The organism is Agromyces protaetiae, from assembly GCF_030866785.1.
Classification (GTDB): Bacteria; Actinomycetota; Actinomycetes; order Actinomycetales; family Microbacteriaceae; genus Agromyces; species Agromyces silvae.
This window is the reverse complement of record NZ_CP133018.1, coordinates 1642383-1666373: the sequence shown is the minus strand read 5'-3', so window position 1 is coordinate 1666373 and position 23991 is coordinate 1642383. Positions and strand designations below refer to the sequence as shown.

21 protein-coding genes are annotated in these 23991 nt (G+C 71.2%); 9 read left to right on the top strand and 12 right to left on the bottom strand.

The features are described 5' to 3' along the window. Nucleotides 1–79: 79 nt before the first annotated feature. Nucleotides 80–328, top strand: a complete 249-nt coding sequence (locus tag QU602_RS07685; RefSeq protein WP_056730333.1) for a WhiB family transcriptional regulator — start codon at nucleotides 80–82, stop codon at nucleotides 326–328. A gap of 60 nt (nucleotides 329–388) precedes the next feature. Here the strand turns inward: QU602_RS07685 and QU602_RS07680 are convergent, their stop codons facing one another. The 3 genes from QU602_RS07680 to QU602_RS07670 are packed head-to-tail and all read right to left on the bottom strand — an operon-like array spanning nucleotide 389 to nucleotide 3824. Then, nucleotides 389–1879 (bottom strand): sensor histidine kinase, encoded by a 1491-nt coding sequence (locus QU602_RS07680; protein WP_308799671.1) that lies wholly within the window; start codon nucleotides 1877–1879, stop codon nucleotides 389–391. Between the two features lie 23 nt (nucleotides 1880–1902). Beyond that, nucleotides 1903–3195: an AAA family ATPase gene (locus tag QU602_RS07675; RefSeq protein WP_308799670.1), complete on the bottom strand. Its 1293-nt coding sequence runs from the start codon at nucleotides 3193–3195 to the stop codon at nucleotides 1903–1905. Further along, on the bottom strand, nucleotides 3195–3824 hold the full coding sequence (locus QU602_RS07670) for a hypothetical protein (protein WP_308799669.1): 630 nt from the start codon (nucleotides 3822–3824) through the stop codon (nucleotides 3195–3197). The genes QU602_RS07675 and QU602_RS07670 overlap by 1 nt, the downstream gene beginning before the upstream one ends. 119 nt (nucleotides 3825–3943) lie before the next feature. Here QU602_RS07670 and QU602_RS07665 point away from each other — a divergent pair, with 119 nt between their 5' ends. After that, nucleotides 3944–4252, top strand: a complete 309-nt coding sequence (locus QU602_RS07665) for a helix-turn-helix domain-containing protein (protein ID WP_308799668.1) — start codon at nucleotides 3944–3946, stop codon at nucleotides 4250–4252. 26 nt (nucleotides 4253–4278) lie between these two features. Here QU602_RS07665 and QU602_RS07660 read toward each other — a convergent pair whose 3' ends face one another. Then, the gene (locus QU602_RS07660; protein WP_308799667.1) at nucleotides 4279–4872 is read right to left on the bottom strand and encodes a hypothetical protein; all 594 of its coding nucleotides are present in this window, start codon (nucleotides 4870–4872) and stop codon (nucleotides 4279–4281) included. Nucleotides 4873–5066: 194 nt separating this feature from the next. Here QU602_RS07660 and QU602_RS07655 point away from each other — a divergent pair, with 194 nt between their 5' ends. Then, on the top strand, nucleotides 5067–5516 hold the full coding sequence (locus QU602_RS07655) for an Rv3235 family protein (RefSeq protein WP_308799666.1): 450 nt from the start codon (nucleotides 5067–5069) through the stop codon (nucleotides 5514–5516). Between the two features lie 215 nt (nucleotides 5517–5731). Here QU602_RS07655 and secA read toward each other — a convergent pair whose 3' ends face one another. The 6 genes from secA to mtrA all read right to left on the bottom strand — a co-directional run bounded on the left by secA (nucleotide 5732) and on the right by mtrA (nucleotide 14438). Further along, entirely contained in the window at nucleotides 5732–8518 is a 2787-nt protein-coding gene (secA, locus tag QU602_RS07650) for a preprotein translocase subunit SecA (RefSeq protein WP_308799664.1), read from the bottom strand. Nucleotides 8519–8729: 211 nt separating this feature from the next. Further along, entirely contained in the window at nucleotides 8730–9437 is a 708-nt protein-coding gene (hpf, locus tag QU602_RS07645; RefSeq protein WP_308799663.1) for a ribosome hibernation-promoting factor, HPF/YfiA family, read from the bottom strand. A gap of 93 nt (nucleotides 9438–9530) precedes the next feature. Beyond that, entirely contained in the window at nucleotides 9531–10235 is a 705-nt protein-coding gene (locus QU602_RS07640) for a ComF family protein (RefSeq protein WP_308799662.1), read from the bottom strand. A 168-nt stretch (nucleotides 10236–10403) separates the two neighbouring features. Beyond that, nucleotides 10404–12080, bottom strand: a complete 1677-nt coding sequence (locus QU602_RS07635; protein WP_308799661.1) for a GerMN domain-containing protein — start codon at nucleotides 12078–12080, stop codon at nucleotides 10404–10406. Further along, on the bottom strand, nucleotides 12073–13749 hold the full coding sequence (gene mtrB / locus QU602_RS07630) for an MtrAB system histidine kinase MtrB (protein WP_308799659.1): 1677 nt from the start codon (nucleotides 13747–13749) through the stop codon (nucleotides 12073–12075). The genes QU602_RS07635 and mtrB overlap by 8 nt, the downstream gene beginning before the upstream one ends. Nucleotides 13750–13757: 8 nt before the next feature. Further along, nucleotides 13758–14438, bottom strand: coding sequence for an MtrAB system response regulator MtrA (gene mtrA, locus QU602_RS07625; protein ID WP_308799658.1), 681 nt, complete (start codon nucleotides 14436–14438; stop codon nucleotides 13758–13760). 190 nt (nucleotides 14439–14628) lie between these two features. On the opposite strand from mtrA, the gene QU602_RS07620 reads away from it, so the two are divergent. The 5 genes from QU602_RS07620 to QU602_RS07600 are packed head-to-tail and all read left to right on the top strand — an operon-like array spanning nucleotide 14629 to nucleotide 20139. Next, a complete protein-coding gene (locus QU602_RS07620; RefSeq protein ID WP_308799657.1) occupies nucleotides 14629–15843 on the top strand; it encodes a hypothetical protein in 1215 nt (404 codons plus the stop codon). After that, on the top strand, nucleotides 15830–16501 hold the full coding sequence (locus tag QU602_RS07615; protein ID WP_308799656.1) for a DUF4129 domain-containing protein: 672 nt from the start codon (nucleotides 15830–15832) through the stop codon (nucleotides 16499–16501). The genes QU602_RS07620 and QU602_RS07615 overlap by 14 nt, the downstream gene beginning before the upstream one ends. Beyond that, nucleotides 16498–17832 (top strand): DUF4350 domain-containing protein, encoded by a 1335-nt coding sequence (locus tag QU602_RS07610; RefSeq protein WP_308799655.1) that lies wholly within the window; start codon nucleotides 16498–16500, stop codon nucleotides 17830–17832. Before QU602_RS07615 ends, QU602_RS07610 begins: the two co-directional genes overlap by 4 nt. Continuing rightward, on the top strand, nucleotides 17829–18800 hold the full coding sequence (locus QU602_RS07605) for an AAA family ATPase (RefSeq protein ID WP_308799654.1): 972 nt from the start codon (nucleotides 17829–17831) through the stop codon (nucleotides 18798–18800). Before QU602_RS07610 ends, QU602_RS07605 begins: the two co-directional genes overlap by 4 nt. Nucleotide 18801: 1 nt before the next feature. Next, nucleotides 18802–20139, top strand: coding sequence for a DUF58 domain-containing protein (locus QU602_RS07600; protein WP_308799653.1), 1338 nt, complete (start codon nucleotides 18802–18804; stop codon nucleotides 20137–20139). Between the two features lie 180 nt (nucleotides 20140–20319). Here QU602_RS07600 and QU602_RS07595 read toward each other — a convergent pair whose 3' ends face one another. After that, entirely contained in the window at nucleotides 20320–21318 is a 999-nt protein-coding gene (locus QU602_RS07595; RefSeq protein WP_308799651.1) for a stage II sporulation protein M, read from the bottom strand. 17 nt (nucleotides 21319–21335) lie between these two features. On the opposite strand from QU602_RS07595, the gene QU602_RS07590 reads away from it, so the two are divergent. Then, nucleotides 21336–22172 carry an RDD family protein gene (locus tag QU602_RS07590; protein ID WP_308799650.1) on the top strand — a complete coding sequence of 279 codons (837 nt, stop codon included), beginning with the start codon at nucleotides 21336–21338 and terminating at the stop codon, nucleotides 22170–22172. Between the two features lie 116 nt (nucleotides 22173–22288). On the opposite strand, the gene ahcY is transcribed toward QU602_RS07590, so the two are convergent. Next, a complete protein-coding gene (gene ahcY, locus QU602_RS07585) occupies nucleotides 22289–23767 on the bottom strand; it encodes an adenosylhomocysteinase (protein ID WP_308799649.1) in 1479 nt (492 codons plus the stop codon). Nucleotides 23768–23991 lie beyond the last annotated feature (224 nt).

The following is a 23991-nucleotide window of genomic DNA, read 5'->3' as shown; positions in this document are numbered from 1 at the left end:
CCCGCAGCACCCCCGGAATCCGGGCGGCACGTGCATGCGTGCCCGGGGTTGCGAACCGAAGTAAGCAAGGAGCATCTGCATGGATTGGCGCGACAAGGCCGCCTGCCTCACGGCCGACCCCGAACTCTTCTTCCCGGTCGGGAACACGGGTCCGGCGGTCGACCAGATCGAGAAGGCGAAGGCCGTCTGCGCTCGTTGCACCGTCACCGAGATCTGCCTGCAGTACGCCCTCGAGACCGGCCAGGACTCGGGCGTCTGGGGTGGGCTCAGCGAAGACGAGCGACGCGCACTCAAGCGCCGCGCCGCTCGCGCCCGTCGCGCGTCCTGACACGGCCTGAGTGCCGGGGCACCCCGGCACTCCCCCGAGTCCGCCTCGGGATGTCACCGGTCAACCGGCGATCCACCTCAGCGGGATCTCGATCGTCACCTCGGTACCGCTCCCGACGAGCGTGTGCCAGTCGATCGTCCCGCCCAGCTCGCCCTGAATGAGGGTGCGCACGATCTGCGTGCCGAGTCCTTCGCCCACCTTGCCCTCTGGCAACCCGGAGCCGGTGTCACGGACCTGGACCGTGAGCATGGTCTCCGAGCGTGATGCGTTCACCATCACGTGACCCTCTTGGCCGGCCAGCCCGTGCTCGACCGCGTTCGTCACGAGCTCGGTGAGCGCGAGCGCCAGCGGCGTCGCGTACTCGCTGGGCAGCACGCCGAACGTCCCCGACTTCTTCGGGTGGGCGGTCGTGTTGTGCGCGGCCGCCACCTCGGCGACGAGGAGCAGCGCACGATCGAAGACCTCGTCGAAGTCCACGTTCTGCGTGAGACCTTCGGAGAGCGTGTCGTGCACGACCGCGATCGCGCCCACGCGTCGCATCGCCTGTGTGAGCGCCTCGCGCGCCTCGTCGGAATGCGTGCGGCGCGCCTGGATCCGCAGCAGTGAGGCGACCGTCTGCAGGTTGTTCTTCACCCGATGGTGGATCTCGCGGATCGTGGCGTCCTTGGTGATCAGCTCCTGCTCCTGGTGCCGCAGCTCCGTGACGTCACGCGTGAGCACGATCGCGCCGATGCGCTCGCCTCGATGCCGGATCGGGATCGCCCGGAGCGATACGGTGACCCCGCGCGACTCCACATCCGTCCGCCAGGGTGCGCGCCCGGTCACCACGAGCGGCAACGACTCGTCCACGACGAGCTTGCCGCTGAGAATCCGCGTCGTGACCCCGGCGAGGGTCTGCCCCTCGAGCTCGTCGTCGAACCCCATGCGGTTGAACGCCGACAGCGCGTTCGGACTCGCGAACGTCGTGACCCCGTCGACATCGAGGCGGATCAGGCCGTCGGACGCCCGCGGAGCGCCCCGACGTGGGCCGGTCGGCGCACCCAGGTCGGGGAAGTCACCGGACGCGATCATCTGGAACAGCTCGGTGGCGCAGTCGTTGAAGGTGAGCTCCTGGCGGCTCGGCGTGCGCGTGGCTCCGAGATTCGTGTGCCGCGTGATCACCGCGACCGGCTCCGGGGCGAGCTGGGTGCCGGTGGTCGTCAGGCGCCGCATGACCGGCACCGCGCGCATGCGGGTCGGCATCTCCTCGTACCAGTCGGGCGAGGACGAGTCCACGATGCGGGCGGTGTCGTACGCTTCGACGACGAGGTCGCGCCACTGCGGCTTGATCGCCTGACCGACGAAGTCGCGGTAGAACAGCGTGGCCGCACTCGACGGTCGTGCGTGTGCGACGGCGACGAAGTCGTCGTCTGCCGACGGGACCCACAGCACGACATCGGCGAACGCGAGGTCGGCGAGCAGCTGCAGGTCGCCGACGAGCATGTGCAGCCAGTCGACGTCGGCCTGACTGCTGCGGCCCTGGGCGAGGACGAGTTCACTGAGGGTCGACACGGATCCAGCGTAGTGCCGCCGGATCACCGAGTCGGACGTCGCGGCGACCGCGCACGGCGCGGCACCGCGCGTCGCGACGCGGACTCGGGCGCCGCGAGTCGTGTCGCTGCGAACTCCCGGATCGACGTCCGGAGGGTGGAGCGCGGTGCCACATCGCGCAAGGTCTTCGCGGCGAGGATCGCCGCGTCGGCGGCCCGGCCGTCGTGCGGAAGCAGGGTGACCTCGGCGATGCCGGCGAAGCGGCGAAGCGTATGTCGGATCTGGACGTGCGCATCGATGCCGAGGGTGGCGCTGCGGACCCGGTTCACGACGACCTCGACGCGCTCCGTCTCGAGGTGCTCGGCGAGTTCGGCATGACCGCGCACCAGACGTGAGAGCCCGATCGGGTCCGCGAGCCCGACGGCGACCACACGGTCGGCGACGCCGAGCGCACTGAACGTCGCGGCATTGCGACGCGGGGCGAACTGATCGCTGGTGAGCGCCTCATCGCGCTCGAGGCTGAACCCCGTGTCGGCCACGACCACATCGAACCGCGCCCGCATCTCGGTGAGCGCGCTCGTCACCCGATCGGCGGCGAGCTCCGGCCATCGGCCAGGCCCGACGAGACCGGTGAACACGTCGAACGATCCACGCGGGGACGAGTACCGGCGCGCGACGCGTTCGAGCTCCGCGCGGTCCAACGCGCCCGCGCCGGCCAATCGGCACGCGGCGGCGAAGCCGGGCGCCTCGTCGAGCAACCCGAGCGCGGTCGCGACCGCGCCGCCATAGGGGTCGGCATCGACCAGGGCGACCTGATGGCCCGCGGCGGCGAGCTCGGCCGCGAGGTTCACGGCGAGTGTCGTCCGGCCGGGTGCGCCGGCCGGCCCCCAGACGGCCACCACGCGCGCGGCCCGTGAACGCCCGGGCCCGCCGGCACCCGAGCTCGCCGCGAATGGACCGACGTCGGCGCTGGCTCCGGCGCCGCGGGCAGGGGGCGCGGGCAGCCCGCCCCGCACGAGCCGCTCGACGTCGCGCCAGTCGGCCTCCGCGTCGAGCACCTCGTGCAACCCGACCTGAGCGGCGAGCGCTCGCTCTCGATCGTCTGCGGCGAGGGCGACGATCCTGATGCCGCGCCGATCGCAACCCTCGAGCAGCTCGGCACTGAGCGTGCCCCGCCCCGCCCCGACGACGACCACGTCTGGTGCTCCCTCGTCGAGCCGCTCGAGCACATCGCGCCAGCCGACGACGCGGGCGAGCACGTGGTGGCCGGCCTCGACCAGATCGGCGAGCAGGCGATCCTCCGTGTTCGCATCCAGCGCGAAGATCAGCCGAGCCATCAGCCCTCCTCGTCGAGCCGCGCGGCGACCAGGTCGAGTGCGTCGCCCGCAGCGAGCGCTGTGAGCACGAGCCCCACCTCGTCGTGCCCGACGCGGAGCTCGACGGCGGACTGCTCGCGGGCCAGCAACCCCTCGGCCGCGACGACGGCGACGATCTCGGCACCGGCGACCAGGACGCCGGGCGCGCCCTGCTCCGCCTCCTCGGTCGATGGGGCGCTCCAGACGTCGACGAGCGAGCCGGGCCCGAGTCCGCGCGGCAGCGCGCCGCGCGTCGTGACAACCACGGTCGTGACCTCCGCGGTGTCGTCGGAGGTCACAGCCGACCAGGGCACGAGCTCGCCCGCCTCGATCGTCCGGGTCACGACGACCCCGTCGCCCGGCACCGTTCCCGGCCTCACATACCGATCGAGGGCACCACCCAGCTGCACCGATCTCCGTACGAGGTCGGACGGGTCGAGGCGGTGCCCCGGGGTGACGGTCGCCCGGACCGCATAGACCTCGGCGGCCGAGTCGAGCCCGTCCACCAGCGCCCAGACCCCCGCGGTCGACCCGAGCACGAGGACGAGCCCGATCGCGAGCCTCGGATCGAGTCTGCGGCGGCCGCGCTCACCTCTCGATGGTCGTGCCATGGCAGCGGTCTCCGTTCTGACAAGCGATCGGTGACCCCATCGTGACGGCTGACGAACTCGCGCGTCGCAAGTTATCCACACCGGGACGTCAGCGAGAGGGCAGGGACGATAATCGACGCATGACCAATCACGGTTCGGGCGAGATCGGGCGTTTCCTCACCGTCGCCGATGCCGCCGAACTACTCTCGGTCGATATCCCCACCATCGACGAACTGATCCGCTCCGGCGAGCTGCCCGCCATCCGAGTCGGCGACACCGGTCCGTGGCGGGTCGAGCTGACCCAGCTGCACCTCTGGATCCAAGATCGGTACGAAGACACGCGCCGGCACGCGCAGTGGCAGCAGGGCGAGTACGCGGCGGTCGTCGACCTCTCCCAGGCCGGGACACCGGCGCGGCTCCATCCCGTGGACGGGCGCCGCATCGACTGAACCGTGTCGACCCGGCGGGCGGGACGTCATCGGAAGGTGATCAATCTCACGCGATCGAGCGGCACGATCCGGTAGCCCTGCAGATCGTGCTCACGTCGTGGCAGACCGGGCTCGTGCAACGCGAGATCGACGTGGTCGCGCGCGACGCCGTCGAGCGTGCCGTGCAGGTCGCCGTCCTCGGTGGTCAGCGCGATCGGCGTGCGACGACGGCACAGGTCCCGCAGCACGAACGACAGCGAGATACGGTCCACGAGTCCGGGCGCCGCCGGTCCCGCATCCGCGTCACCGCGCGCGGCGAGCTGCGCACGTTCGGGGACGATCGCCGCCACGGCGGCCAACGGCAGAATGCAGCTCCGCGCCGGCGTACGTTCCACGAGGTCGGCGCTCAGCCAGTCGCGACCGAACGCCGCCGGCCGTACGCTCAGCACCGCACCGCCCCGCAGATGCACCCGGATACCGCCACCCTCGCCGAGTGTTCCACTGAGGGCCTGGAGTCGTTCGCGAAGGCCGAGCCGGCTGAGTCGGAGGCGCTCCTCTTCGAGCGCGAGCGCGCGCTCCTCGGCTCGCTGCTCGAGGTCGAGCTGCGAGGCGAGATCGTCGAAGAGCAGATCCCACCGCATAGCTGCGACGCTAGCGTCACCGCACACTGACATCCTGTGTATTGTCCACAGGCTCACCGAATTCCCTTGACACTCCGCGGCGGACGCCCGTAGCGTACCCTCTCGAGACACCCGGGCGTTCCCCCCGTTCCGGGGGTGGTCTTGCGGGCTTTGCGGCCCGTTCCCATCCCCTCGACGGCGACAGGAGCACGCCCATGACCGGCTCAGCGGCCGCGACTTCGACGCATCCCACCACGCGTTCCGCCCGATTCCGCGACGACGAAGACGACGACTTCTTCGCACCGCAGCGCTTGAAGACGAGCGAGCTGCCCGACCCCGAGCCCCTGTTGCGGAACCTCACCCACTGCGCGATCGAAGCGCTCGCGGGTGCGCGTGACCTCGAACAACTGGCGCGATGGGTCACCGACGACGTCTACCGCCGTCTGCAGAAGCGCGTCATCCTGGCCGCACGCTCACGCCGCGCCCGCGGCGTGAGCGCGCAACGCCCCGTCTTCTCGGTCGGCCGCATCCACTCCTGTGAACCGGCCGACGGCGTCGTCGAGGCGGTCCTGATCGTGCAGCAGCGGCACCGGGTCCGATCCGTCGCGATCCGACTCGAGGGCTTCGACACGCGCTGGCGCGCCAGCGTCATCGCCGTCCTCTAGCTGTACTCGGTCAGACGGCCGTCGCACCGGTTCGGCGACGAGTCGACCCGCGGACAACTCTGCGGCCTGATTCAGCGGCACCGGCCGAGCGACACCGACCCAGCGGGCACCGACCCAGCGGGCACCGACCCAGCGGGCACCGACCCAGCGGGCACTGACCCAGCGGGCACCGGCCCAGCGGTACCGACTTCAGCGGCACCAACCCAGCGACCGACTCAGCGCCCGCGGCCCTGTGCCCGCCGCTGAGCGCGGTTCTGCGGCTCCTCAGCCGGGGCACCCGTCGCCTGCCCGAACGCACCTCGCGGTGCCGGCGCAGCCGGCTGACTCTGCGACTCCGCGACTGCGCGCCGTGCACGATCAGTCGCGGCCTGCTGGACCTGGCCGCGCTGGTTGCGCACCTCGACGCCGCCCGAGTCGCTGGGCGCGGTGTAACTGAGCTTGGCCGCCGGCGTCTCCGGCTGGCCGAGACCCTTCGCCTCGATCTTCGCGCCGTCGGCACCCTGCGCCGCGACCTCGACCTCGAGATTGAAGAGGAAGCCGACGGTCTCTTCGCGAATGGAGCCCATCATCTGCTGGAACATGGCGTAACCCTCGCGCTGGTACTCGACCAGCGGATCGCGTTGCGCCATCGCGCGGAGCCCGATGCCGTCCTTCAGGTAGTCCATCTCGTACAGATGGTCGCGCCAGCGGCGGTCGATCACCGAGAGCACGACGCGACGCTCGAGCTCGCGCATCGCAGGGCTGCCGAGCTGCTCCTCGCGCCGTTCGTAGGCGAGGTGAGCGTCGGAGATGATCTCGCGCCTGATGAACTCCCGGTCGACCTTGCCTTTGTCACCCGCCTCGGCGAGCACCTCGTCGATCGTGATGCCGATCGGGTACAGGGTCTTCAGCTCGGTCCAGAGCGCGTCGAAGTCCCACTCGTCGGGGTTGCCCTCAGCCGTGTGCTGATCGAGCACCTCGTCGATGACGTCGTCGAGGAAGCGCTGCGTGCGCTCGTGCAGGTCGTCGCCCTCGAGGATGTGGCGACGATCCGAGTAGATCGCCTCACGCTGGCGATTCAGCACGTCGTCGTACTTGAGCACGTTCTTGCGGATCTCGGCATTGCGCGCCTCGACCTGCGACTGCGCTGAGCGGATGGCCCGGGTGACGACCTTCGATTCGATGGCGACATCGTCGGGCACGCCTCGGGCCATCAGGCTCTCGGCGGCACCCGCGTTGAACAGGCGCATGAGGTCGTCGGTCAGCGACAGGTAGAACCGGCTCTCACCCGGGTCGCCCTGACGGCCCGAGCGACCGCGGAGCTGGTTGTCGATGCGGCGCGACTCGTGACGCTCGGTGCCGAGCACGTAGAGCCCTCCGGCTTCGAGGACCTTCTCGGCCTCCTGGGCGACCTCGGCCTTGAGCGCGTCGAAGACGCCGTCCCATTCGGCCTCGTACTGGTCGGGGGTGTCGACCGGCGACAACCCCTTCTCGTGCATGCGCTGCACCGCCATGAACTCGGCGTTGCCGCCCAACATGACGTCCGTGCCTCGCCCGGCCATGTTCGTCGCCACCGTCACCGCGCCGAGGCGGCCGGCCTGGGCCACGATCGCGGCCTCCCGAGCGTGGTTCTTCGCGTTCAGCACCTCGTGCCGCACGCCCTTCTTCGCGAGCAGCCGCGAGAGGTACTCGCTCTTCTCGACGCTCGTGGTGCCGACGAGGACGGGCTGGCCCTTCTGGTGCCGCTCGACGATGTCTTCGACGACCTGGGCGAACTTCGACTCCTCGTTCTTGTAGACGAGGTCGGGCTGGTCGATGCGCACCATGGGCCGATTGGTCGGGATGGGCACGACGCCGAGCTTGTATGTCGACATGAACTCGGCCGCCTCGGTCTCCGCGGTGCCGGTCATGCCCGAGAGCTTGTCGTACAGCCGGAAGTAGTTCTGCAGCGTGACGGTCGCCAAGGTCTGGTTCTCAGCCTTGACCTGGACCCCCTCTTTGGCCTCGATCGCCTGGTGGATGCCCTCGTTGTAGCGCCGGCCGACGAGGATACGGCCGGTGTGCTCGTCGACGATGAGCACCTCGCCGTTCATGACGACGTAGTCCTTGTCGCGCTTGAACAGCGCGCGGGCCTTGATCGAGTTGTTGAGGAACGAGATGAGCGGCGTGTTCGCCGACTCGTAGAGGTTCTCGATGCCGAGATAGTCCTCGACCTTCTCGATACCGGGCTCGAGCACGCCGACGGTCCGCTTCTTCTCGTCGAGCTCGTAGTCCTCGCCCGGGACGAGCCGCTGCGCGATTCGCGCGAACTCCGCGAACCAGCGGTTGGCTTCGCCCGAGGCAGGGCCCGAGATGATGAGCGGGGTCCGCGCCTCGTCGATGAGGATCGAGTCGACCTCGTCGACGATCGCGAAGTAGTGGCCACGCTGCACCATGTCCGCCGACTGCCACGCCATGTTGTCGCGCAGGTAGTCGAAGCCGAATTCGTTGTTGGTGCCGTACGTGATGTCCGCGGCGTACTGTTCGCGGCGCTGCGCGGGGGTCTGCCCCGCGACGATGCAACCGGTGGTCATGCCGAGCGCACGGAACACACGCCCCATCAGCTCGGACTGGTAGCTGGCGAGGAAGTCGTTGACGGTGATCACGTGCACGCCGCGGCTCGTGAGCGCGTTGAGGTACGCGGCCGTGGTCGCGACGAGCGTCTTGCCCTCACCGGTCTTCATCTCGGCGATGTTGCCGAGGTGCAGGGCGGCCCCGCCCATCAGCTGGACGTCGAAGTGCCGGAGGCCGAGCGTGCGGCGCGACGCCTCGCGGACCGCCGCGAAGGCCTCGGGCAGCAGGTCGTCGAGGGACTCGCCATTCGCGTACCGCTCGCGCAGCTCGACGGTCTCGTGCTTCAGCTCATCGTCGCTGAGGTCGCGGAAGTCGTCCTCGAGGGCGTTGATGGCCTTGGCGTAGTTCTCGAGCCGTTTCAGGGTTCGGCCCTCACCGACGCGGAGGACCTTTTCCAGAATCGAAGCCACGAATGCTCTCCTGTCGTCGTCGGGCGTGCCGGCTCGGGCGGCCGGGCAGGCCTGGATGCCGTCGGCAGACGGTCATCGTAGCCATGCTACTGGTCCGCGGCCTGACAGGAACCTCCAGATAGGCCGACCGGCGCGCCTCGGAAGACGCGCCGGTCGGTCGTCACGGACGGCGATCGGGCGACTCGACGTACCCCGAACGGCGTCGATTGAGCTAGACCGCGACGGCCTGACGATCCCGCAGGCCGTCCGTCTGCTCGGCGTCAGCGTCGTCGTCCAGTCCGATCAGGCCGTAATCCCAGCCCTTCCGCCGATATACCACGCTGGGGCGTCCGCTCTCGGCGTCGACGAACAGATAGAAGTCATGGCCCACGAGCTCCATGTAATACAGCGCATCGTCCACGCTCATCGGCGTCGATGCGAAGACCTTCCGGCGGATGACGACCGGGCTGTACGCCTCCTCGTCTGCGGACGCGGCCTCTGCATCCTCCGACACGACCGGGATGCTGCCGGTTCGCACCGCCTCGAGCACGTCGGCACCCGCGGCCTGCACGCCCACGCCGGCGAACCCGTCGTCGGCCGCCTCGCGCAGGGAGGTCGGACGACGCTGCCCGCCGCGGTGAACCTTGCGCCGGTCCTTGGCCCGTCGTATGCGCTCCAGCAATCGACCGAGCGCGACATCGAACGCGGCGTACTTGTCGGAGCCTTCGGCCTCGGCACGTACGACGGGACCGCGCCCGATGAGCGTGAGCTCGACGCGGTCGGGACCCGGGTTGCCGTTCTTCTCGCTGTTCCTGGTGAGGCGCACATCCAACGAGATCGCGCGCTCCGCGAGATGAGTGACCTTCTCCGCCTTCTCTTCGATGTAGGCACGGAATCGGTCAGTGATTCCCAGGCTGCGTCCGACGATGTTCAGTTCCATGACGACCTCCATCCGCCAGGCGTGTCACCCGTCTGAAGAAGGGTGGCTCGGACCACGCCTGTCCTGACACCGTACGCCGCCGCCCCCGAGAAGTCACGAGAGCCGGGCAACGTGACCCGGGGGTGGCGAACGACGTGGGGTTTCCGCTATGACCGCCGCACCGACGACCTCCGCTCCCCCGGCTCGCAGCGCCCGAACCGCCTCGGCGATGGTCGCTCCCGTGGTGAGGACGTCGTCGACGACGAGGAAGCGTCGCCCGAGCACGCCGGCCTTCGCCGCGAGCGTTCCGTGCGCATTGGCTCGCCGCGCCTCGGCGCCCAGCGCCGCCTGATCGTCTCGTCGGCGGACGATCCTGAGCGCGCGTGCGGGCCGCAGACCGGCGGCCGCGAGCAGCCTGGGCACGGGATCGTAGCCGCGGGCGCGTCGCGCCGCGAACGTGCCGGGAATGGCGCAGATCTCGACCGGCGGCCCGGGCTCGGCCGCGCCGAGCGCAGCCCGCGTCGCCGCGAGCAGGGACTCGGCGAGCGCAGCGCCCGCGTCAGTGCGCCCGCCGTCTTTGAACGCGCCGATCAGCCGGGCGACGGTGGCCCCGTACTCGTGGCTCGCCCAGACCTCCTCGCCGGCCCGCTCGAGTCGGCGGACGGCCGGTGTGAGATCGCATCTGCAGGCCGGGCACACGACTCGGTCGGCTGCCCCGCACCCCGCGCAGGTGACCGGCACGAGCACGGCGAGTGCGTCGCCGACGGCTGCTCGCGTCGCGCACAGCGCGGCAGTGAGGTGCGACGAACGAAGCGGCATCCGGACATGATCCCAATCCGCGAACCGCGCCGACGGGCCGCGGGCGAATCGGTGGATGGATGTGGTGCCGACGATGCCTCAGAAGACAGTCAGCCCCGCCAGGCGTGCTGCGGGCCGCTCGTGCAGTGCATCGTGGCCCTGACCCGCTTGCCACCGAGCTCAGGTCATTCATCCCGGCTGTTGGACGGAGACGAACCTGATGCCCTGCGCCTGCACCTGCCACCCGAGTCCGCTCTGGGTGTCGAGATTGCCGTCCTCGGTACGCACCCGCAGATCGCGCATGCTGTTGCCGCCCAGGATCTGTACCCCGCCCTCCGGCCCGGCTCGCGGCGTGTCGAGCCCGCCGACGGTCTGCGTGATCACCTGCGAGCCCTGCGCGGTCGCCGTCAGCGAGGCCACGGTGTGATCGTCCAGCCACGTCACGTCGAGGGGCGTGCCGTCGACGTGAGCGAGCTCGAGCATCTCGGGACCCACCGCGACCGGCGTGCCGGCCTCATCGCGTTCGACCGCGGTGACCACGAACCGTGTACGCGCGCCCTCGGCGAGCATCGCGATCAGACGTGTGCCGTCGCGGGACACCTCGAGCGCGGCGATCGACGTGCCGGTCCAGGGGACGGCGAGCTGTACGGTGCTTCCGTCGGCCGCGACGGCGATGAGTTCGTCGGGCCGCGAGCCGGGTATCGACCAGACCGCGCCGTAGAGGTCCATGGCCGGGACGATCAGTCCCTCCCTGGGGTCGAGCGGCACCGGATCCTCCCCTTCGCGCACGCGGTAGACGCCGTCGGCGTTCCGCACGGCCACCTCGTCGCCGGCGGGCCCGACCGCGGCCCCGGTCGGGGCCAGCGCGACGGCCTGCGGCGAGATGCCGGCGAGCGGGACGACCTGGCCGCCGCCGGCCTGCAGATGACCGAGCGCCGTGCCGTCGAACACCACCGGCCGCGATGAGACCCGCGGGTTCTGCACCGGTTCGGCGGCGAGGTCGGGCACGTTCTGGACGGCGTCGTTCAGGGAGAGCTCCACCGAGGTGACGCTGCGAACCCCCTGCAGGCTCGTGCGCAATTGGTAGTCCATCAGCTGCACATCGCGCGTGCCTTCGGCGGAGACACCGGCGAGCTCGACCGTCGCGACGCCACCCGACACCGGCACGGCGTCCGCCTCGAGCCGCGCCTCCTCGGGGAACGCGGACACGACCCCGGGACGGAGCCATTCCGCCGGCCCCTCGAGCAGGGCGCGGACGACCTTGGTCTGCACGACCTCGCGCCCGGCGAACCAGCGCACGTCGGGCACCGCGTACTGCTCGGTCGGGTCGAGGAAGACGAGGGTGTGCGACCGGAAGACCCTCGTGAAGTTCGACGACTCGATGAGGATGCCGGTCGGCGCCTCGGAGATGCGCCACTGGTCGTCGACCTGCTCGAACTGATAGTCGAGCGGGATCGGTGTCTGTGACGCCGCGAGCTGGTACTCGCCATTGGCACCGAGCGAAGCCGTGGGCACGACGTCGACGCGCATGGTGTCCGCGTCTACGGCCCGGAAGTCGCGTTCGGCGAGCACGTCGATGGTCGCGCCGGCGTCCGGCCGCCACTCGTCGGCGAACTCCGGAGTGAGGAACTCCCTGGCCACCTGATAGTTGTTGCGCGCATCGGTCGCGGCATCGATGAACCCGCGCAGGATGGCCGCCTGATCAGCTCCCGTCTGCGGTCCGGAGGCGAGCAGCTCGAGCTCGAGCGAGTCGGCCGGCGCCTGTTGGCGCCCGGCATGCACCGACCCCGAGCTCGGGATGCCGGCGCAGCCGGCGAGCAGGGCGGCCACGAGGGCGACGGATGCCACGGTGAACGCTCTACGCATCACGGACCTCCAGCGTGTGGGTGTCGACGGGTCCCGTCGGGTCGGCGGGTCCGCTCGCGTCGGGGTCGTCGGGTTCGAGGGGCAGCGGCGAGTCGGCGACGGGCGCGCCCGGTGAGCGCGGGAGGGTCAGTCGGAACACCGTCCCGGCATCAGGTTTCGACCAGACGTCGAGACGGCCGCCGTGCGCGACCGCGTCCTCCAGCGAGATGGCGAGTCCGAGGCCCGTGCCACCGATCGTGCGCATACGACTGGGGTCGGCCCGCCAGAATCGGTCGAACACCCGGGCGGCGTCCTCCCCGGTCATCCCGAGCCCGTAGTCCCGGACACTCAGCGCGACCGCGTTCTGGTCGCTGTCGACCGCGACGACGATCGGACGGCCTTCGCCGTGCTCGATCGCATTGCCGAGCAGGTTGCGCACGATGCGATTGACCCTCCGGGGATCGACATCGGCGTCGAGATGGCCCCCGGGTGCCACCAGCCTGAGTTCGCTGCCGTGCTCGAGCGCGAGGTCGTGCATCGACTCGATGGCGTCGCCCGCGAGATGCACGAGGTTCGTCGGCTCGGTCGCGAGCTCGACCGATCCCGCGTCGTACCGGCTGATCTCGAGGAGGTCCGCGAGCAGACGCTCGAACCGTTCGGTCTGCGTGTGCAGGAGCTCGACCGTCCGCGACGTGGGCGCTGGGAACTCCGAGCGCTGCCCGTACAGGACGTCGCCCGCGAGCCGGATCGTGGTGAGCGGAGTGCGGAGCTCGTGCGAGACATCCGACACGAATCGCTGTTGCATGACCGAGAGCTCGGCGAGTTCGCGGATGCGCGCCTGCAGTGTGTCCGCCATGCCGTTGAACGACGCGGCGAGCGTCGCGAGCTCGTCCTCGCCCTTCTCGGGCATACGGACGCCCAGGTCGCCGGCGGCCAGTCGCCGGCTCGTCGCCGCGACGGTGCGCACCGGCTCGATGACCCAGCGCACGACCAGCAGTGTGATCGCGCCGAGCAGCACGAGGAGCGCGATGGCGCCGATGATGCCGGTCGCCTCCATGAACGCGAGCGTCTGCTCGGCGCTGGCGAAGCTGTACCCGATGTACAGCTCGTAGAGGCCTGCACCGGGCACCGCCAGGTCGGTGCCCACGACGACGCCGGGGTCCTCCCCGGCCTCGTCGCCGAGCGAGACCGACTGCCAGAACTGGTTGTCGGGATTCTCCTGCACGCTCGCACGCAGCTCGTCGCTGATCAGACCCGTGAGCGCCGGCGTGATGCGGTCCTGCGGGGCGATGCTGCTGGTCTCCTGGTCGGGTGAGCGGAGCACGGCGATGGCCGAGCTGCCCGACACCGTCTGCACCGTCCGCACCGCCTGGTCGAGGACGGATTGCAGGGCACCGCGGTCGGCGGCCGCCGACGACTCGAGCAGGGTCTGCGCCGCCGCAGCCGCGCTGTTCGACGCGTCGAGTGCCCGGTCGCGTTGCGACTCGAACAGGTTCGACGCGATGCTGAACGTGATGTACAGGCCGATCACGAGGATCGCGAGGCCCGACAGCCCGATGGTGATCAACACGGTGCGGAACTGCAGCGAGTGCCGCCACAGTGAACCGATCCGGCCGGCCGCCGCGCTGCTGCGCCGCCGGATCTCCCGCCAGGCTCCGCCTGCGGGCAACGGAGGGGCCTCATCGGTCATGCGCGCACCTACGTGGTCGTGCCCGCCCGATAGCCGACGCCTCGGACGGTCTGCACGATGCGGGGGTTGTCGGGGTCGTGCTCGACCTTTGCGCGGAGGCGCTGCACATGCACGTTCACCAGCCGGGTGTCGGCCTTGTAGTGGTAACCCCAGACCTGCTCGAGCAGCATCTCGCGGGTGAACACCTGCTGCGGTTTGGACGCGAGCGCGAGCAGGAGATCGAATTCGAGCGGTGTGAGATTGATGCGGTCGGACCCGCGGCGCACCTCGTGGCCCGCCGCGTCGATCACGAGGTCGCCGATCGCGATCGTCTCGACGACCGGCTCGGGGGCCGGCCGGAGTCGCGTACGGATCCGGGCGATCAGCTCCTTCGGGTTGAACGGCTTGACCATGTAGTCGTCGGCACCCGACTCGAGCCCGCGCACCACGTCGGCGGTGTCGGTCTTCGCCGTGAGCATGATGATCGGCGTGCCGGACTCGGCACGGATCCGGCTGCAGACCTCGATGCCGTCGATTCCCGGGAGCATGAGGTCGAGGAGCACGAGGTCGGGCTTGCTGTCGCGGAACGCCTGGAGCGCTGCGGCACCGTCGGCGCAGAACGCGGGCTCGAAACCTTCCGTGCGCAGCACGATGCCGATCATCTCGGCGAGGGCCGTGTCGTCGTCGACGACGAGTACGCGTGAGGTCATCGGTTCGTTCCCGCTCGTGGTGCCGGTTGCCCGCACCGCGTGCGTGCGGCCGGTGCCATTCGTCCCAGCGTAGCCGTTCACACCCGGGATTCCCCGGCAGAAGGCCTCGAGTGCGCCGGTGTGGGAATCGGCCGCCCCGTGTCGCCGGGATGTGAAAGCATGGCAGCACCGGTGGAAGGAGTTGCGGCGCGTGTCCGATCGAGGTTGGCAAGCTCAGAACGGCGCCGGCGACGACCCCGGTTGGACCGCGCCCGGCGCGCCCCCGCCCCCTGGCTGGGGTGCACCGCCTCCCCCGCCACCGAACGTTCCGCCTCCCGGTGCCCCGGCCCCAGGCGGTTCGGGAGGCTGGGCACCTCCGCCGAAGCCCGGCCTCATCCCGCTCCGCCCGCTCAGCTTCGGCACCCTGCTCTGGGCGCCGTTCCGCACGCTGCGGCGGAACCCGGCGGCGACGTTCGGCAGCGGGCTGGTGGTGCAGCTGGCGTCGGCGCTCATCGCCGCGGCGGTGCTCGTGCCGGTCTTCCTGTTCGTCGCGACCCGCGTCACCCAGGCCCCCATCGACGAACAGGATGCGGTCCTCACGGGCTCGATCTCGATCCTGCTGCTCACGATGCTCATTCCGATCGCCGTCTCGATCGTCGCGGGCGCGTTCCTGCAGGGCGTCATGGTCGTCGAGGTCGCGACCGGGACGCTCGGTGAGCGACTCGGCTTCGGCGCACTCTGGCGGCGGGCCGCCACGCGCATCTGGCCGCTGATCGGCTGGACCGCCCTGATCGCCGTCGCCGTGATGCTGTTCGCCATCCTCGCGTTCACGGCGATCATCGTCGCGGCCGTCATCGGCGACCCGATGAGTGTGCTGATCACGGTGCTGCTGGTCATCCTCGCGGCACTCGGCGTGGCGGTCCTCTGGGCGTGGCTCGGCACGAAGCTCGCGCTGGTCCCGAGCGTGATCGTGCTCGAGCACGCAGGCATCGGCACCGCGATCCGGCGCTCCTGGCGGCTCACCGACGGGTACTTCTGGCGCACGCTCGGCACACTGCTGCTCGTCGGGCTGATGCTGAACGTCGCCGCACAGGTGGTCGTGCAGCCGGTCTCGCTCGTGGGATCGCTGCTCGCGGTCGTCATCGACCCGACCGGGACGGGCGCGGCCCTCACGATCACGATCGTGACGACCGCCATCACCTTCCTGCTCTCGCTCGTGATCGGCGCCATCACGTCGGTCGTGCAGGCCGCGCTCGTCGCGGTGATCACGATCGACCTGCGCATGCGGAAAGAAGGGCTGGACCTCGAGCTGCAGCGCCACGTCGAGACCCGCGATGCCGGGGGCCCGGTCGAGGACCCGTACCTGACCACGCCGCCGCGGGCACCGCAGCAGACCGCGCAGCCGGAACATCGTGCAGCCGGCTGACATCCCCGTCGCCCCCGACGCGCCCGAGGCGCGGCGGTGGCTGCTCGAAGAACTGTCGCGCCCCGAATACCGCGAGGCCGAACCCACCGCGTTCGACCTCGCAGCGCAGGCCGTGCGGGACTGGCTGATCGCGCTCTTGAGCGGCGGTACGGGACTCCCGGGTCCGGTGCTCGCGCTGATCGTCGTGCTGGTCGTGCTCGCGCTCGTCGTCGTCGGCCTCCTCGTCTTCGGCCTGCCGCGCCGTCGGCGGCGGCGCGCGGCGCTCGCACCGCTCTTCGACGACGGCGACACGCGAAGCCTCGACGAGCTGCGGCGTGCTGCGTCGGCGGCGGCCGCCGAGGGGCGGTACGACGTGGCGATCGAGGAGCGGTTCCGGGCCATCGTGCGTGCACTCGTCGACCGTGAGCTCGTGAGCGTGCATCCGGGGACGACCGCACACGGATTCGCGCGCACCGCCGCCGAGGCGTTCCCCGCCGTCGCCGCGCGTCTCGAGACCGCGGCCGCCGCCTTCGAAGCGGTGCGCTACCTCGGCCGCCCCGGCACACCCGGCGAGGTCCGTGAGCTCGACACCCTCGACGCCGAACTCGAGAGGTCGGCGCCCGGGTCGGCGCCCGGGTCGGCGCCCGAGCCGGCGGCGACCGCGAGGTCGGCCTCGTGAGCGCGCCGTCGACCGCTCCCCCGCGATCGGTTCCGACGAACGCGGCGCCGTCACGCACGCCGACGCTCCGCGCCGGCCTGCGGCGGCGACGCATCTGGATCGTGTTCGCGATCGTGCTCGTGATCGGCGGGGGCGCGCTGATCGCGATCCGCGGCTTCGGCGGCATCGGCGGCCAGCCGCTCGGTCCGGCCGACCCTTCGCCTGCTGGCGCCAAGGCCGTCGTCGAGGTGCTGCGCGGGCAGGGAGTCGAGGTCGTCGAAGCGCGGAGCCTCGACCGTGCGCTGGCCGCCGCACCCGACGCCACCGTGCTCGTCTACGATGAGGCCGCGATCCTCGGCGAGGCGGCACTGACCGACCTCGCCGCGACCGCCGACGGGCTCGTCGTCGTCGAGCCCGACTTCGCGGCGCTCCGCGCCCTCGCGCCCGGTGTGCGGCATGCCGGCGCCGCATCCGGCGCGATCGACGAGGTCGCCTGCGACGTGCCCGCCGCCACCCGGGCCGGCGAACTCTCCGACCGGCAGCGCGTACTGACGATCGACGATGCCGCAGCGGCCGACGGCTGGACCGGCTGCTTCCGCGACGGCGACGCGTTCGCGGTCGTCACCGGCCAGACCGCCGGCGGTGCGGAGCTCACGCTCGTCGGCTCCGCGACCGTGTTTGCGAACGGCAGCGTCGACGAGGCCGGCAACGCCGCCCTCGCGCTCGGTCTGACCGGCCCCCGGCCGACGCTCGTCTGGTATCTCCCGGGCCCGGCCGACGCCGAGTCCGCCGGCCCGACGCTCGCCGAGCTCACCCCGGGTTGGGTGAGCCCCGTGCTCGTGCTCGCGATCATCGTCACGATCGCGGCCGGCGTGTGGCGCGGGCGCCGATTCGGTCGGCTCGTCGTTGAAGACCTCCCGGTCGAGGTGCGTGCCGGCGAGACCGACGACGGACGGGCCAGACTGTACGCCGCGGCATCGTCGCGAACCCACGCCCTCGACCAGCTCCGCCTGGGCACGATCGGCCGGCTCGCCCGCGCGCTCAGGCTTCCTCGATCCGCGACCGCGTCGGAAGTCGCCGGTGCGGCCGCGGCGGCGACCGGTGAGGACGCCGACCGGGTGCGCCGGGTCCTGCTCGACGAGCTCCCGGACACCGACCGCGCCCTCGTCGATCTCGCCGGCGCGCTCGACGCACTGGAACACCGCGTCCACGACAGCATCCGGCCGGATTCCAGCCGCCCCGAGACATCCGCCACCGGGACATCCCGCCCCGAGACATCCGCCACCGGGACATCCCGCCCCGAGACATCCGCAACCGACCCATCCGGCTCCCCGACAGGAAGGCGACCATGACCGACACGACCCCGACCGACGATGAGCTGCGCGCCGCGCTGCAGCGGGTCCGCGCCGAGGTCGGCAAGGCCGTCGTCGGGCAGGACGGCGCCGTCACCGGCCTGATCATCGCGCTGCTGTCGCACGGTCACGTGCTGCTCGAGGGCGTTCCCGGCGTGGCCAAGACCCTGCTCGTGCGCACCCTCAGCCGCACCCTGCGGCTTGAGACGCGACGCGTACAGTTCACACCCGACCTCATGCCCGGCGATGTGACCGGTTCACTGGCCTACGACCCCCGCAGTGGCGAGTTCGCCTTTCGCGAAGGACCGGTGTTCACGAACATCCTGCTCGCCGACGAGATCAACCGCACCCCGCCGAAGACGCAGTCGGCGCTGCTCGAGGCCATGGAGGAACGCCAGGTGTCGGCCGACGGCGTCACGCGCCCCCTGCCCGAACCGTTCCTCGTCGCGGCGACGCAGAACCCCATCGAATACGAGGGCACCTACGCGCTTCCCGAGGCGCAGCTCGACCGGTTCCTGCTGAAGCTTCTGCTCGAGGTCCCCGAGCGCACGGCCGAGGTCTCCATGCTTCGCCGGCACGCCGACGGATTCGACCCGCACGACCTCGCCGCGGCGGGCGTCGAGCCCGTGCTCGGCGCCGACGAGCTCGCCCGTGCGCGCGCCGCCGCACAACGCGTGGGCGTCGCCGACGACGTGCTCGGCTACCTCGTCGACCTGGCACGGGCGACGCGGGTGAGCCCGTCGTTGCGACTGGGGGTCAGCCCCCGCGGCGTCGCGGGTCTGCTGCAGGCCGCGAAGTCGTGGGCGTGGCTCACGAGCTACGACTCGCTGACGCCCGACCACGTGCAGGCGATGCTGCTGCCGGTCTGGCGGCACCGGGTGCAGCTGCGGCCGGAGGCCGAACTCGAAGGAGTCTCGGTCGATCAGGTGCTGCGCGGGATCGTGCAGCAGGTCCAGGTGCCGCTCTGACATGACGGTCTCGGCTCGATTCGTGTGGCTCGTCGCCGTCGGCGTCGTGCCGGTGGTCGTCGCGGGCCTCGCCGACGCCGTGGCGGGGTGGCTCGCCCTGGCGGGCTGGCTGCTCGTCGCGGTCGGCGCCGGCGCCGTGGACCTCTCCTTGGCCGCGTCGCCGCGCGACGTGGCCTTCGAGCGCGAGCTGCCCGAGCGGGTCCGGCTCGGCGAGCCGGTCGAGTCGGTCCTCGTGGTCAGGAACGTCGGACAGCGGATGCTCCGCGCCACGGTCCGTGACGCCTGGCAGCCGTCGGCCGGGGTGCAGGGCGACGCCCGGGGCACCCTCCGCATCCCGCCCGGGGAGCGACGGCGACTGACCCTCCGGCTCGTCCCGTGGCGTCGGGGCGACCGTCATGTGGACGACGTGACCGTCCGGTCGGCCGGGCCGCTCGGACTCTGGTCGAGGCAGGCCACACTGGCGGCACCTGCGCGACTCCGCGTGCTCCCGCCGTTCCACTCGCGGGTGCACCTCCCCGCCCGGCTCACCCGCCTGCGGGAGCTCGACGGACGGACCCCGCTCCTGATCCGCGGGCAGGGCACCGAGTTCGACTCCATCCGCGAGTACGTCCGCGGTGACGACGTGCGTTCGATCGACTGGCGGGCGACCGCGCGCCACCCCGACCCCGAATCGCCGGGCGCCTCCCGACTGATGGTGCGCACGTGGCGCCCCGAACGCGATCGCCGCATCGTGATCGTCGTCGACACCTCACGCACCTCAGCCGCGCGGATCGCCGACGAGCCGCGGCTCGACACCGCGTTCGAGGCGTCGTTGCTGCTCGCCGCGATCGCATCGCACGCGGGCGACCGCGTGGACTTCCTCGCCTGGGACCGACGCGTGCGCGGCCGGGTGCATGGGGCCGCCGGGGCGCCCCTGCTCGCCGGGATGGTCGATGCGATGGCCACGATCGACCCGCAGCTGATCGAGGCCGACTGGGCCTCGGTGCCCGCTCAGGTCCGGGCGCTGACGAGCCACCGGGCCCTCGTCGTGCTGCTCACGAACACGGCCTCGACCGGGAGCGCCAGAGCGCTGCTCTCGGTGCTGCCGCAGCTCACCGCGAAGCACACCGTCGTCGTGGCCTCCGTGCTCGATCCGGCGGCGGTCGACGCGGTCCGCGCCCGCAGCGACCTCGACGAGGTGTATCAGGCGGCGGCGGCCGAACGTGGGCTGCTCGACGCCGAGGGGGTCGCGGCCGCGATCCGGCGCATCGGCGCCGAGGTGGTCAGTGCCCCGCCGGCCGAGCTGCCACCGGCGCTGGCCGACCGCTACCTCGATCTGAAGGCAGCCGGCCGGCTCTGACCCCGGTCGCCGACCGCCGCGCCCCGCGCCCGCGCGCCGCGCGCCGCGCGCCGCGCGCCTGCGCCGCGCGCCGCGCGCCGAACATGCGTTGGAGGTCGTTCTTCGCATCGGAGGACGAACGAGCACGACCTCCAACCCGAAATTCGACCTCCAACGTGAGGTCCAGAGGCGCGGGCGCGATCAGCCCGCGACGATGCGGCGCGCGCCCGCCTCCGGTTCGGTCAGGTCGCCCGTCTCACCCGCGAGCCAGGCGCGGCGGCCGAGCACGAGCATGTAGGCGAGGAAGCCGGCGAGCGCGAGCACGCCGATGCCGATCTTCACGGGCCACGGCCACGGCGCCGGCGTCACGAACGCCTCGATGAGGCCCGAGACGAACAGGAAGAACACCAGGCCGATGGCGACGCTGAACAGCGCACGGGCATCCTCGGCGAGCGCCTCAGCGCGCGTGCGACGGCCGGGCGCGACCCACGCCCAGAAGATGCGCAGTCCAGCGGCCGCCGCGACGAACACGCACGTGAGCTCGAGCAGGCCGTGCGGCGCGAGATGCAGGAAGAACGTGTCGACCTCGTCGTAGGCGATCATGACCGCGCCGGTGCTGCCGAGGTTCATCGCGTTCTGCAGGATCACGTACGGCACCCACACGCCGGTGATGCCGAAGGCGATGCACTGCGCCGCGATCCACGCGTTGTTCGTCCAGACCGACCCGGCGAACGACGCGGCCGGGTTCTCGGAGTAGTACGCCACGAACCCCTCGTCGGCGAGCTGCTGGAGCTCGGCGTCCGTACCGAGGTTGGCGAGCGCACGAGGGTCTGCGGCGAGCCACCAGGCGACGAGCGCGGAGACGGCGACCGTGACGATCGTCACCGCGAGCGTGAGCCACCGCACCCGGTAGAGCGCGGCCGGCAGCGACCAGACGGCGAAGTGCACGAATTGGGCGAGCGGGTTCCGCGGCGCGCCCGTGAAGCGGAGTCGTGCTTTCGCGAGCGAGATCGAGAGGCGGTCGCCCAGCGCGGTCGAGCCCGCCGTCGTCTGGATGAGCGAGAGATCGGATGCCGCGGCCTGATACCGCTCGATGAGCTCGTCGGCCTCGGGCCCTGAGAGCCGGCCGCGCGAGCGCGCGAGCGCGTCGAGGCGCTGCCAGTCGTCGTGGCGGGCGGCGGCGAGGGCGTCGAGGTCCATCTGCTTGAATACTAGCGATGTCCGCTGTCAGAGACCGGCCGGTGAACCGCTCCGCCGACGACCCCCTCATCACCGGTGAGGCGGTCGCGCTCGATGTGCGGCCGGCGAGCGCGGTGATCCGCGCGGGCGGCACCGCGATCGACGTCGTGCTGAGCGTCGTCCTGCTCGTCGGGGTCGCGCTCGCATTGGCGGGGCTCCAGGTCGACGCCGCCGCCGGGCGGGCCATTCTCATCACGAGCGTCGTGCTGGTGCTCGTGGTGCTGCCGACCGCGGTCGAGACCGCGAGCCACGGCCGTTCCCTCGGCAAGCTCGCGATGGGCCTCCGCGTCGTCCGCGACGACGGCGGCGCGATCGGGTTCCGGCACGCGTTCGTACGCGCGCTCACCGGCGTCCTCGAGATCTACCTCACCTTCGGTGGGCTCGCGGTGCTCGTGGGATTCCTGAACCCGTCGTCGAAACGACTGGGCGACATCCTCGCGGGCACGCACGCCCAGGTCGAACGCGCGCCCAAGGTCGAGACGCAGGCCTTCGGCGTGCCGGTCGAGCTCACCGGGTGGGCGACGACCGCGGATGTCGGGCGGCTGCCCGATGCGCTCGGGCGCCGCGTCGCCGCGTTCTTCGCGAACGCGTCGCACCTCGTGCCGTCGAGCCGGCAGCGCATCGCCGCATCCCTCGCCGCCGAAGTCGCGCCCTACGTCGAGCCGCGGCCGGATGCCTCGCCCGAGCGGTTCCTGGCCGCGGTCGTGGCGATCCGCCGCGAACGCGACCTCACCGCGCTGCGCCGCGAGGCCGAACGCCTCGCGGCGCTCGGCCCCGTGCTCGACACGACGCCATCGGACTTTCCGGTCCGCTGAAGCGCTCTGCGAGGACATCATTCGTCGACCCGATGGCGGTGAGGACGACATTGGGGCGATGTCCGGCCGAACATCGCCCCAATGACGTCCTCACGCAGGTGTGAGCACGGTGTCGCTCAGTAGCGGTAGTGGTCCACCTTGTACGGTCCCTCGACGGGGACGCCGATGTACGCCGCCTGCTCGGGAGTGAGCACCGTCAGCTCCACGCCGAGCGCGTCGAGGTGCAGCCGCGCGACCTTCTCGTCGAGGTGCTTCGGCAGCACGTAGACCGCCGTCGGGTAGGCCTCGGGCCGCGTCCACAGCTCGATCTGCGCGAGCACCTGGTTGGTGAACGAGTTCGACATCACGAACGACGGATGCCCCGTGGCGTTGCCGAGGTTCATCAGACGCCCCTCGGAGAGGACGAGGATGCTGCGACCGGTCGGCAGCCGCCACTCGTGGACCTGCGGCTTGATCTCGACCCGCTCGGCCCCCTCGAGCGACTCGAGGCCGGCCATGTCGATCTCATTGTCGAAGTGCCCGACGTTCGCGACGACCGCGAGGTGCTTCAGGCCGAGGAGGTGCTCCAGACGCACCACGTCCTTGTTGCCCGTGCCCGTCACGAGGATGTCGATGTCGCCGATCACCGACTCGAGTCGTGCGACCTGGTAGCCGTCCATGGCCGCCTGCAGGGCATTGATCGGGTCGATCTCCGAGACGATGACCCGGGCGCCCTGCCCGCGGAGCGCCTCGGCCGCGCCCTTGCCCACGTCGCCGTAGCCCGCCACGAACGCGACCTTGCCGCCCATGAGCACATCGGTGGCGCGGTTCAGGCCGTCGGGCAGCGAGTGCCGGATGCCGTACTTGTTGTCGAACTTCGACTTCGTGACGGAGTCGTTGACGTTGATCGCCGGGAAGCGCAGGCCGCCCTCGGCGTGCAGCTCGTACAGCCGGTGCACGCCGGTCGTGGTCTCCTCGGTCACGCCGCGGATCTCAGCCGCGATGCGGGTCCAGCGGTCGGTGGTGAGCGCGAGCGACTCGCGCAGGGTGTCGAGGATGACCCGGTACTCGTGGCTCGCGTCCTCCTCGGCCTCGGGCACCTCGCCTGCAGCCTCGAACCGCACGCCCTCGTGCACGAGGAGCGTCGCATCGCCACCGTCGTCGAGGATCATGTTCGGGCCGATCCAGTCCGCGCCCGCCTCGGCCGCCTCAGCGGTCCAGTCGAAGATGCGGTCGGTGCACCACCAGTACTCCTCGAGCGTCTCGCCCTTCCACGCGAACACCGGGACGCCCGCGGGCGCGTCGACGGTGCCGTCGGGCCCGACGACGACGGCGGCGGCCGCTTCGTCCTGCGTGGAGAAGATGTTGCAGCTCGCCCAGCGCACCTGTGCGCCGAGCGCGACGAGCGTCTCGATGAGCACCGCGGTCTGCACCGTCATGTGCAGGCTGCCGGCGATACGCGCGCCCGCGAGCGGCTTGGACGCGCCGAACTCGGCGCGGAGCGCCATGAGGCCGGGCATTTCGTTCTCGGCGAGGCGGAGCTGGTGGCGGCCGGCTTCGGCGAGCGTGAGGTCGGCCACCTTGTACGGCAGCGCGGAGGTCGCGGTGAGGGTCATGGGGTCCATTCTCGCAGGCGGAGCGGGTTCGCGAGCGTGTGTGTCACGCGGTCGCGCGCGACGTCGGGCACGTCTGTGTCACGCGGTCGTGCGAGTCGTCGGGCGATCGCCGCGACACTCCGCACCGTCTGCTCTCGGACCCGGCGTGTCGCCCGGAGATCCCGACGACTCGAACACACGCAGGCATGAAGAAAGGGGCCGGACGATGCACGTCCGACCCCCGA